The organism is Pseudomonas fluorescens, assembly GCF_902497875.1.
GTDB lineage: Bacteria > Pseudomonadota > Gammaproteobacteria > Pseudomonadales > Pseudomonadaceae > Aquipseudomonas > Aquipseudomonas fluorescens_BR.
Window position 1 is genome coordinate 117,818 of record NZ_CABVHY010000021.1, and the last position, 9,254, is coordinate 127,071.

Sequence of the window (9,254 nt, forward strand, 5' to 3'; positions counted from 1 at the left end):
TCCCTACTGTTTTTGGGTGCTGACGGGATTTTTCAACTGTGCTTTCCAACGCTCGAGATTGCGTTGCAGCACGGCTTCCGTCAGACCGGACGCGGGCAATTCTGTCATCTTTTTGGCCAACTGTCCGCGCAACCATGGGTCGTTGCAGGCGGAGTTATGGGAAACGGCGAGGAACAGCCCCGGTTTATCGATCGGTTGTGGGTGGGCCAGCAGGTCATTGGCCATGCCCAGGGTCTCGACCATGGTCATCCCCGCATAACGCCCCGCCAGTACATATTCCACTTCGCCCAAGAGCAATTTCTGAAAGGCCTGGGTCAAGTTGGGCATGGGCACCAGGCTCAACTGCTGCTCGGCGAAGGTTCTGAACGGCTGGGTCAAACGGGCTTTTTCCGACATCGCACCGGGATGACCGTGCAGGTCCTTCGCCTCGTTGTAGACCAGCTGCGAGTCCTTGCGGGTCCAGACCAGATAGTCGTTTTCCATCAGCGGTGGATGAATGTAATCCAGGGATTCCAGCTCACCCACCGTCAGGGAGGCATCGGCGAGCATGTCCATACGCCCGCTGCGCACTTCATCCAGAGCCTGGGAACGCTTGCCGGCATACAGCAGTTCGACCTTGAGCCCCAGCTCAGCGGCGATCTGTTGCAATCGATCGGCGCTGGCACCGATCAAGTGTTTCGGGTCTTGCGGGTCACGCCACAAGTAAGGCGGCGCATCCGGGCTACCCGTCACCACCAGGCGTTCGCACTTGCCCGCCGCCCCAGCCAGTGAAGGCAACATTGACAGCCCCAGCAGCCAACACAAGCCGTTCCAGCGACGCAGATCCATGGCGAAACTCTCCCGCTCAAATCAAAGACGAAAAAAAACCCGGCCAAAAGGCCGGGCTCTTTATAAGTCAAGCCGCTGGATTAGACCAGCTTCTCGAACTCGGGTATGGCTTCGAACAAGTCCGCTACCAGGCCGTAATCAGCCACCTGGAAGATTGGCGCTTCTTCGTCCTTGTTGATCGCGACGATCACCTTGGAGTCTTTCATGCCAGCCAGGTGTTGGATCGCGCCGGAGATACCGACGGCGATGTACAGCTGTGGCGCAACGATCTTGCCGGTCTGACCGACCTGCATATCGTTGGGTACGAAACCTGCGTCGACCGCGGCGCGGGAAGCGCCGACTGCCGCGCCCAGCTTATCGGCCAGGGCGTACAGGTGTTTGAAGTTGTCGCCGTTCTGCATGCCGCGACCGCCGGAAACGACGATCTTGGCAGCGGTCAGTTCCGGACGATCGGACTTGGCCAGTTCTTCGCCGACGAAGCTCGAGGTGCCAGCGTCATGGACGGCAGCAACGGCTTCAACAGCCGCCGAACCACCTTCAGCGGCAACCGGGTCGAAACCGGTGGCACGCACGGTGATCACTTTGATCGCAGCCGAAGATTGCACGGTAGCGATGGCGTTACCGGCATAGATCGGACGCTTGAACGTGTCAGCGCTTTCTACCGAGATGATCTCGGAGATCTGGTCAACGTCAAGCTGCGCGGCGACGCGCGGCAGGATGTTTTTGCCGTTGGAGGTGGCAGCAGCCAGGATGTGGCTGTAGCCAGCGCCCAGCTCGGCCACCAGTGGCGCAACGTTTTCCGGCAACTGGTGAGCGTAGGCAGCGTTGTCGGCTACCAGCACTTTGGCCACGCCAGCGATTTTCGCCGCGGATTCAGCCACGGCGCCAGCGCCCTGGCCTGCCACCAGCAGGTGAATGTCGCCACCGATTTTCACGGCCGCAGCAACGGTGTTCAGCGTGGCCGGAGCCAGCACTTTGTTGTCGTGTTCAGCAATAACCAAGATAGTCATTTAGATTACCTTCGCTTCGTTTTTCAGTTTCTCGACCAGTTCAGCCACCGACTTGACCTTGATACCCGCGCTGCGTGCAGCCGGCGCTTCGACTTTCAGGGTCTTGGTGGTGGAGGCGGTAGAAACGCCCAAAGCGTCCGGAGTCAGCACTTCGAGAGGCTTCTTCTTGGCTTTCATGATGTTTGGCAGGGACGCGTAGCGCGGCTCGTTCAAACGCAGGTCGGTGGTGACGATGGCTGGCAGTTTCAGGGAAACCGTCTGCCCGCCGCCGTCGACTTCGCGAGTCACGGCAACGCTGTCGCCGCTGACTTCGACTTTCGAGGCGAAGGTGCCCTGACCGTAGCCGGTCAGTGCAGCCAGCATCTGGCCGGTCTGGTTGTTGTCGCTGTCGATGGCCTGTTTGCCAAGGATAACCAGCTGTGGCTGTTCCTTGTCGACTACAGCCTTGAGCAGCTTGGCCACGGCCAAGGAGTTCAATTCATCAGCGGATTCGACGAGGATGGCACGATCGGCACCCAGCGCCAGGGCGGTACGCAGCTGCTCTTGGGCAGTAGACGGACCAATGGAGACGACGACGATTTCAGTCGCAACACCTTTCTCTTTCAGGCGTACGGCTTCTTCCACTGCGATTTCGCAGAACGGGTTCATCGACATCTTGACGTTAGCGAGGTCGACGCCGGAGTTGTCCGCTTTGACGCGAACCTTGACGTTATAGTCGACCACTCGTTTGACAGCTACAAGAACCTTCATGGATTCCTCGTTACTCTCCGGTGAAAAGAAAGTCGCCCGGGCGAACCTGGCGAATGATGCTCATCGGCGCAAGGGCACCTCTAAAAACGCTGGCAATTCAATAAAAATGACCCTGCTCACAAGCGAAATGACCGTTCGTCAGTGGTGACCGATGAGTCATTCCTTTTCATGCCGTGTAAACTGCGCGCCAAAGCTGCGCAATGCGTCACCTTGTACTGCTTTCGCCCTGTCTTTAGAGGTGCTCTTGAAACCAACAGTCAGCCTACGGCGAGCGCAAAACCGACCGTATCTTGACCGGAACGCCTATTCCGGTCAATACGGCAAAATGGTCAGTTATAAGCCGCGCTTCTTTGATTTATCTGGCCTACAGCAAATTCAAACAAACGTTTGTATTGGACGCTGAGAGTGGTGTAGATATAATGCGCCGCCTAGAGAGAAAGATGTCTCATCATTGATTCCCCCGCCTGACACAGTGCAGGAACAATAGATGAAGTGCCAAACCTCCAATTAGAAAAAAAACTGTGAGCCTTGAGTAGGAGATAGCCTGTGGAACGCGAATACATGGAATTCGACGTGGTCATCGTCGGTGCCGGCCCCGCTGGCCTGTCCGCCGCCTGCCGACTGAAGCAGAAGGCCGCCGAAGCCGGTAAGGAAATCAGCGTCTGCGTGGTCGAGAAAGGCTCTGAAGTCGGTGCTCACATTTTGTCCGGCGCGGTGTTCGAACCCCGCGCCCTGAACGAACTGTTCCCGGACTGGAAGGAACTCGGCGCGCCGCTGAACACGCCGGTCACCCGTGACGACATTTTCGTCCTCAAGAACGCTGACAGCGCGACCAAGATTCCCGACCTCTTTGTGCCCAAGACCATGCACAACGAAGGCAACTACATCATCTCCCTGGGCAATCTGTGTCGCTGGCTGGCCCAGCAGGCCGAGAACCTGGGCGTGGAAATCTACCCAGGCTTCGCTGCCCAGGAAGCGCTGATCGACGAGAACGGCGTGGTCCGCGGGATCCTCACCGGTGACCTGGGCGTCGACCGCGAAGGCAATCCCAAGGAAGGCCTGTACACCCCGGGCATGGAACTGCGCGGCAAGTACACGCTGTTCGCCGAAGGCTGCCGTGGCCATATCGGCAAGCAACTGATCAAACGCTTCAAGCTCGACACCGACGCCGATGCCCAGCATTACGGCATCGGCCTGAAAGAGATCTGGGACATCGACCCGGCCAAGCACCAACCAGGCCTGGTGGTCCACACCGCTGGCTGGCCGCTGGACATCATGGGCACCGAGAACACCGGCGGCTCGTTCCTGTATCACCTGGAAAACAACCAGGTGGTCGTCGGTCTGATCGTCGACCTGTCCTACAGCAACACCTACCTGTCGCCGTTCGACGAGTTCCAGCGCCTCAAGCATCACCCGGTGCTCAAGCAGTATCTGGAAGGCGGCAAGCGCGTCAGTTATGGCGCCCGCGCCATCAGCAAAGGCGGCCTGAACTCGTTGCCGAAAATGGTTTTCAAGGGCGGCGCGCTGATCGGTTGCGACCTCGGCACCCTGAACTTCGCCAAGATCAAGGGCAGCCACACCGCGATGAAGTCCGGCATGCTCGCCGCCGACTCTGTGGCGCAAGCGCTGTTTGCCGGTTCCGAAGGCGGCGATGAACTGAACACTTACGTTGATTCGTTCAAAGCCAGCTGGCTCTACGACGAACTGTTCGCCAGCCGTAACTTCGGCCCGGCGATCCACAAGTTCGGCGCTATCGTCGGCGGTGGTTTCAACTGGCTCGATCAGAATATCTTCGGCGGCAAACTGCCGTTCACCTTGCACGACACCAAGCCGGACTACGCGTGCCTGAAGCTGGCGGCCGACTGCAAGAAGATCGACTACCCGAAACCGGACGGCAAAATCAGCTTCGACAAACTCAGCTCGGTGTTCATCTCCGGTACCAACCATGAAGAAGAACAGCCCTGCCACCTGAAGCTGACCGATGCGAGCATCCCGATCGCCAAGAACCTGCCGCTGTACGACGAACCGGCGCAGCGCTACTGCCCGGCCGGCGTGTATGAAGTGATCACCAAGGAAGACGGCGAGAAGCGCTTCCAGATCAACGCCCAGAACTGTGTGCACTGCAAGACCTGTGACATCAAGGACCCTGCGCAGAACATCACCTGGGTGGCGCCGGAAGGCTCCGGCGGCCCGACTTACCCGAACATGTAAGTCGACTCGCTGAACATCGAGGCTCCCGAAATGGGGGCCTTTTTGTTGCCTGAGATTCATGAGCTAACAGCATTCCAATGTGGGAGCGAGCTTGCTCGCGAAAGCGATTTATCATCCAGACTTGATGGCGACTGACCCGCCGCAATCGCGAGCAAGCTCGCTCCCACAGGGGCGTTTCGGTGCATCAAGCAGCGCGCTCATCCCCCGGATTGCGCTCGAAGTAGCGTTTGTACTCACGACTGAATTGCGACGTGCTCTGATAACCCACCCGATGGGCGGCCTGGGCCACACCCAGCCCCTCCACCAACAGCAACTGCTGAGCCTTGAGCAAGCGCAATCGCTTCAGATACTGCACCGGTGACAGCAAGGTGCTGCGCTTGAAATGCTCATGGAAGGTCGAGGCACTCATGTTCGCGCAACTGGCCAGCGTCTCGACGTTCAGCGGCTCGGTGTAATGGGCATGCAAGTGGCTCAGGGAAACCGCGATGCGAGCGAACTGACCTTGCTGCTCCACCAGCGCTCGCAATACATCGGCCTGGGGCCCGCGTAATGCCACGAACAACAACTCACGCAAACGCGCCTGGCCCATGACCTGGCATTCCAGCGGATCGTGCAGGCAGCGCAACAGCCGTTCGACGCAACCGCGCATCCCGTCGTCGAGTACCGCCGAGGTCATGGACTCCGGTGTCTGCGCGGGGATGTCGCGTCCTGGCGCCAGCCCCATGGCCAACACCAACTCACCGAGCAGCACCCGATCAATGGCAATGGAAACACCCAGCAGCGGCGCATCCGGCAGGGCAAAGGTTTCACATTCGAAGGGCACCGGCAGCGCTTGAATCAAGTAATGCCCGGCACCGTATTCCAGGGTTCGGGGCCCGAGATACGCCAGTTTGCTGCCCTGGGCGATGATCATCAGGCTCGGCTCGTAAATCTGCGGGCCCCGGGCGACATCGCAACTGGCCCTGAGTACCTGGACACCCGGCAATGCGGTCGGGACAAATCCGTCGCGAATGGCCAGTGGCTGGATCAGCGAAACCAGCGTGGCATTGGCGTCGAGATGACGGGTCAACAACATGGGAGCTCTTCACAAAAAAAATCGCGAAAAATGGGATGAAAGCATCATCGCAGGTCTGAACGCCAATGCGACCCGTCAAACGCCGATGCCGGAGGATTAGGCATGACACGCGGAGGAATCGCCATGGCCGGTGACCGAAGCGGCGCCCACACTTCGCCACCTCACCTGTCACTGCTTTTGCGAGGTTCCTCATGTACACCGCCATCGGTTATGCCGCGCAGTCGGCCACCACTCCCCTCGCCCCCGTGAAATTCGAACGCCGCAGCCCTCGGGCCGACGACGTAGCGATCGAGATTCTTTACTGCGGCGTCTGCCATTCCGACATCCACCAGGCGCGCAACGAGTGGGGCATTGCTGTTTACCCGCTGATGCCCGGCCACGAGATTGTCGGCAAAGTTACCGCCATCGGTGCGAACGTCACCCAACATAAGGTGGGGGATCTGGTCGGCGTCGGTTGCATGGTCGACTCCTGCCGTCAGTGCGAAGCCTGCCACGCCGACCTCGAGCAATACTGCCTGGAAGGCCCGACCATGACGTACGCCACCCCGGACCGGGTCGATGGCAGCAACACCATGGGCGGTTACTCCGACAGCATCGTGGTCAGCGAGCATTTTGTCGTGCGCATCCCCGAGAAACTCGACCTGGCCAGCGCCGCGCCGATTCTTTGCGCGGGCATCACCACCTATTCGCCGCTCAAGCATTACGGGGTCAAGGCCGGTGACAAGGTCGGGATTCTCGGCATGGGCGGCCTCGGTCACATGGGCATCAAGTTCGCCAAGGCCATGGGCGCGGAGGTGACGCTGTTCACCCGTTCGGCCAGCAAGGCCGAGGAAGGTCGACGCCAGGGTGCGGACCACGTAATCGTGTCCACGGATGCGGCACAGATGGCCGCGGCGGCAGGACAATTCGATTTCCTGCTGGATACCATTCCGGTGCAGCACGACCTCAATCCCTACCTCGATACCCTGCGTTTCGACGGCGTGCACATACTGGTAGGGCTGATCGAACCCGTGAATCCACCGGTCCACGCCGGCAAGCTGGTGATGAGTCGCCGGGTACTGGCCGGCTCCCTGATCGGTGGCATCGCCGAAACCCAGGAAGTGCTGGATTTCTGCGCCGAGCACAACATCACCTGTGACATCGAAATGCTCGACATCCGCCAGATCAACGAGGCCTACAGCCGCATGATCGCCGGTGACGTGAAATACCGCTTCGTGATCGACATGGCGACCTTGAAGGTCTGACTCAGACCTTCGCGGCTTAAACCTTGGCCCCTAGCTCCGCCGAGAGCCGGGCGGCGGCCTGTTTGATCAACGGGATCAGTTCGAGCATTTTCTCCAGCGGCATGTACGGCACGGTACTGGCGATGCTGATCCCGGCGACGATTCGCCGGCTGGCATCGCGTACCGGCGCCGCTACACAGCGGATCGACGGTTCGTTGTCTTCCAGATCAAAGGCATAACCGCCGGCCACGTATTCCAGCATGCGTTCGCGGAACTGCTCCCAGGATTGCTCCGGGTGCTGCGGCCACAACAGATTCTTCCCGCCCACTGGCAAGCTGACGTCGTACAGACGTTGCCACTCTTGCTGGCTGTCGTCGAGCATCAACGCCTTGCCGATCCCGGTGCGAGCCAACGGCATGCGATGACCGACCCGCGAACGCATTTCCGGACCATTGCGTCCAGGATTCTTGTGCAGGTACAGCACGTCATCGTCTTCGCGAATCGCCAGGTGAATGGTGTCGCCGGTCAACGCCGACAGCTCATCCAGAAACGGCCCGGCCAGGGTCACCAACGGCAACTCTTCGCGGGCCTGGAAACCCAGTTCGATCAGCTTTGGCCCGAGCAGATAACCGATTTGCGGTACTACCCGCAAATAACGCTCGTCCACCAGACAACTGGCCAGCCTGTGAGTGGTGCTGCGGGTGGTACCGATCAGCCGGGCAATTTCCTTCAGATCGCGAGCGCCACTGGCCACGGCCTGAACCACACCCAGGCCACGCAGCAGCGTCTGGGTGCCGGTCGGCGCGATTTCCTTGGCGTTTTTTGCGGCGTCTTCCTGCATATCCGGCCTTCAACAATGAGCGAGAGAACGGGCGGCATTATGGTCGCCCGCACTAACGCTTACTAGAGTTTGATGCGCTCCACTTTGCCCACCAGCAGCACATAAGACAATGCACCGATCAGTGCCAGCACGGCGATGTAGGTGATCGCCGGGGCGAATGAGTTACCGCTGGCGAGAAAGCCGATGACGATCGGCGTGGTGATCGCCGACAGGTTGCCGATGAAGTTGAACACACCACCGGTCAGCCCCAACAAGCGTGCAGGCGCCAGGGTCGAGACCAGCGACCAGGTGATCGACGCCAGGCCGTTGCCGAAAAACGCCAGCGCCAGGAAGGCAATCACCAGCGGCGTCGATTCGACAAAGTTGGCGCCGATGATCGAGGTGGATATCAGCAGCCCGCCTATGATCGGCAGCTTGCGGGCAAAGCCGACGGTCGCGCCGCGGCGGATCAGCCAGTCGGAGAAGAACCCCGAGCAGAGCACCCCGACGAAAGCCGCGAGGAATGGCAGCGACGCCAGCAGCCCGGACTTGATGAAGTCCATGCCACGGTACTTCACCAGATAGGTCGGGAACCAGGTCAGGAAGAACCACAACGTCGAGTTAAGGCAGAACTGCCCCAGATAGATACCCCACAACTTGCGCTTGCTCAACACAATGCCGAGGTCGGTCCAGCTGAACGGAGCCTTGCGTTTGGCGGTCTCGGCCTGGATATCCACCAGCCCGCCGCCTTCGCTGATCAGGTCGATTTCGGCCTGGTTGGCGCCCTTGAAATCCCGTGGCTCGCGATACACCGCGTACCAGATCAGCGCCCAGATAATCCCCACCGCACCGGTGCTGACGAACACCATTTGCCAGCCATAATGATGTTGCAGCCAGGCCAGCACCAGGGTGAGGAACGCCAGCCCGACGAATTGCCCGGAGGTGTAGAAGCCGATGGCGGTTGCGCGTTCACGCTCGGGAAACCAGGTGGTCACCACACGGCTGTTGATCGGATAGGCCGGGGCCTCCAGCGCGCCCACGGCCATGCGCAGTACAAACAACGCGATGAAGCTCGCGGCGAAGCCAAGCATCACTGTGGCCACCGACCACAACAGCAAGGCCACGCTGTAGAGGATGCGTGGCGGCACCCGATCCACCAGCCAGCCACCGGGGATCTGCATCGCCGCGTAGGTCCAGCCGAACGCGGAGAAGATCAGCCCGACATGAATCGGATCGATACCCAAATCGCTGGTCAGTGCCGGGGCGGCAATCGACAGGTTGCTGCGGTCCAGATAGTTGATTACCACGGTGATGAACAACAGCAGCATGATGAAAAA

At 59.8% G+C, this 9,254-nt stretch carries 9 protein-coding genes; 3 read left to right on the forward strand and 6 right to left on the reverse strand.

Annotated features, from left to right (window positions below):
- Positions 1 to 3: 3 nt before the first annotated feature.
- The 3 genes from F8N85_RS20985 to F8N85_RS20995 all read right to left on the reverse strand — a co-directional run bounded on the left by F8N85_RS20985 (position 4) and on the right by F8N85_RS20995 (position 2,588).
- Positions 4 to 828, reverse strand: coding sequence for a substrate-binding periplasmic protein (locus F8N85_RS20985; protein WP_150805436.1), 825 nt, complete (start codon positions 826 to 828; stop codon positions 4 to 6).
- A gap of 80 nt (positions 829 to 908) precedes the next feature.
- Positions 909 to 1,838: an electron transfer flavoprotein subunit alpha/FixB family protein gene (locus F8N85_RS20990; protein WP_150805437.1), complete on the reverse strand. Its 930-nt coding sequence runs from the start codon at positions 1,836 to 1,838 to the stop codon at positions 909 to 911.
- Positions 1,839 to 2,588, reverse strand: a complete 750-nt coding sequence (locus F8N85_RS20995) for an electron transfer flavoprotein subunit beta/FixA family protein (RefSeq protein WP_150805438.1) — start codon at positions 2,586 to 2,588, stop codon at positions 1,839 to 1,841.
- Here F8N85_RS20995 and F8N85_RS34585 point away from each other — a divergent pair.
- Together F8N85_RS34585 and F8N85_RS21000 are read left to right on the forward strand one after the other, a co-directional pair.
- Complete coding sequence (locus tag F8N85_RS34585; RefSeq protein WP_191636224.1) at positions 2,587 to 2,736, forward strand: hypothetical protein; 150 nt, start codon at positions 2,587 to 2,589, stop codon at positions 2,734 to 2,736. The genes F8N85_RS20995 and F8N85_RS34585 overlap by 2 nt on opposite strands.
- 398 nt (positions 2,737 to 3,134) lie before the next feature.
- Entirely contained in the window at positions 3,135 to 4,799 is a 1,665-nt protein-coding gene (locus F8N85_RS21000) for an electron transfer flavoprotein-ubiquinone oxidoreductase (RefSeq protein ID WP_150805439.1), read from the forward strand.
- A gap of 184 nt (positions 4,800 to 4,983) precedes the next feature.
- On the opposite strand, the gene F8N85_RS21005 is transcribed toward F8N85_RS21000, so the two are convergent.
- Positions 4,984 to 5,874, reverse strand: coding sequence for an AraC family transcriptional regulator (locus tag F8N85_RS21005; RefSeq protein WP_150805440.1), 891 nt, complete (start codon positions 5,872 to 5,874; stop codon positions 4,984 to 4,986).
- A 191-nt stretch (positions 5,875 to 6,065) separates the two neighbouring features.
- Here F8N85_RS21005 and F8N85_RS21010 point away from each other — a divergent pair, with 191 nt between their 5' ends.
- Positions 6,066 to 7,118, forward strand: a complete 1,053-nt coding sequence (locus F8N85_RS21010; protein WP_150805441.1) for an NAD(P)-dependent alcohol dehydrogenase — start codon at positions 6,066 to 6,068, stop codon at positions 7,116 to 7,118.
- Positions 7,119 to 7,134: 16 nt separating this feature from the next.
- Here F8N85_RS21010 and F8N85_RS21015 read toward each other — a convergent pair whose 3' ends face one another.
- Together F8N85_RS21015 and F8N85_RS21020 are read right to left on the reverse strand one after the other, a co-directional pair.
- The gene (locus F8N85_RS21015; protein ID WP_150805442.1) at positions 7,135 to 7,938 is read right to left on the reverse strand and encodes an IclR family transcriptional regulator; all 804 of its coding nucleotides are present in this window, start codon (positions 7,936 to 7,938) and stop codon (positions 7,135 to 7,137) included.
- Between the two features lie 62 nt (positions 7,939 to 8,000).
- A partial coding sequence (locus F8N85_RS21020; RefSeq protein ID WP_150805443.1) for an MFS transporter occupies positions 8,001 to 9,254 on the reverse strand: 1,254 nt, incomplete at its 5' end.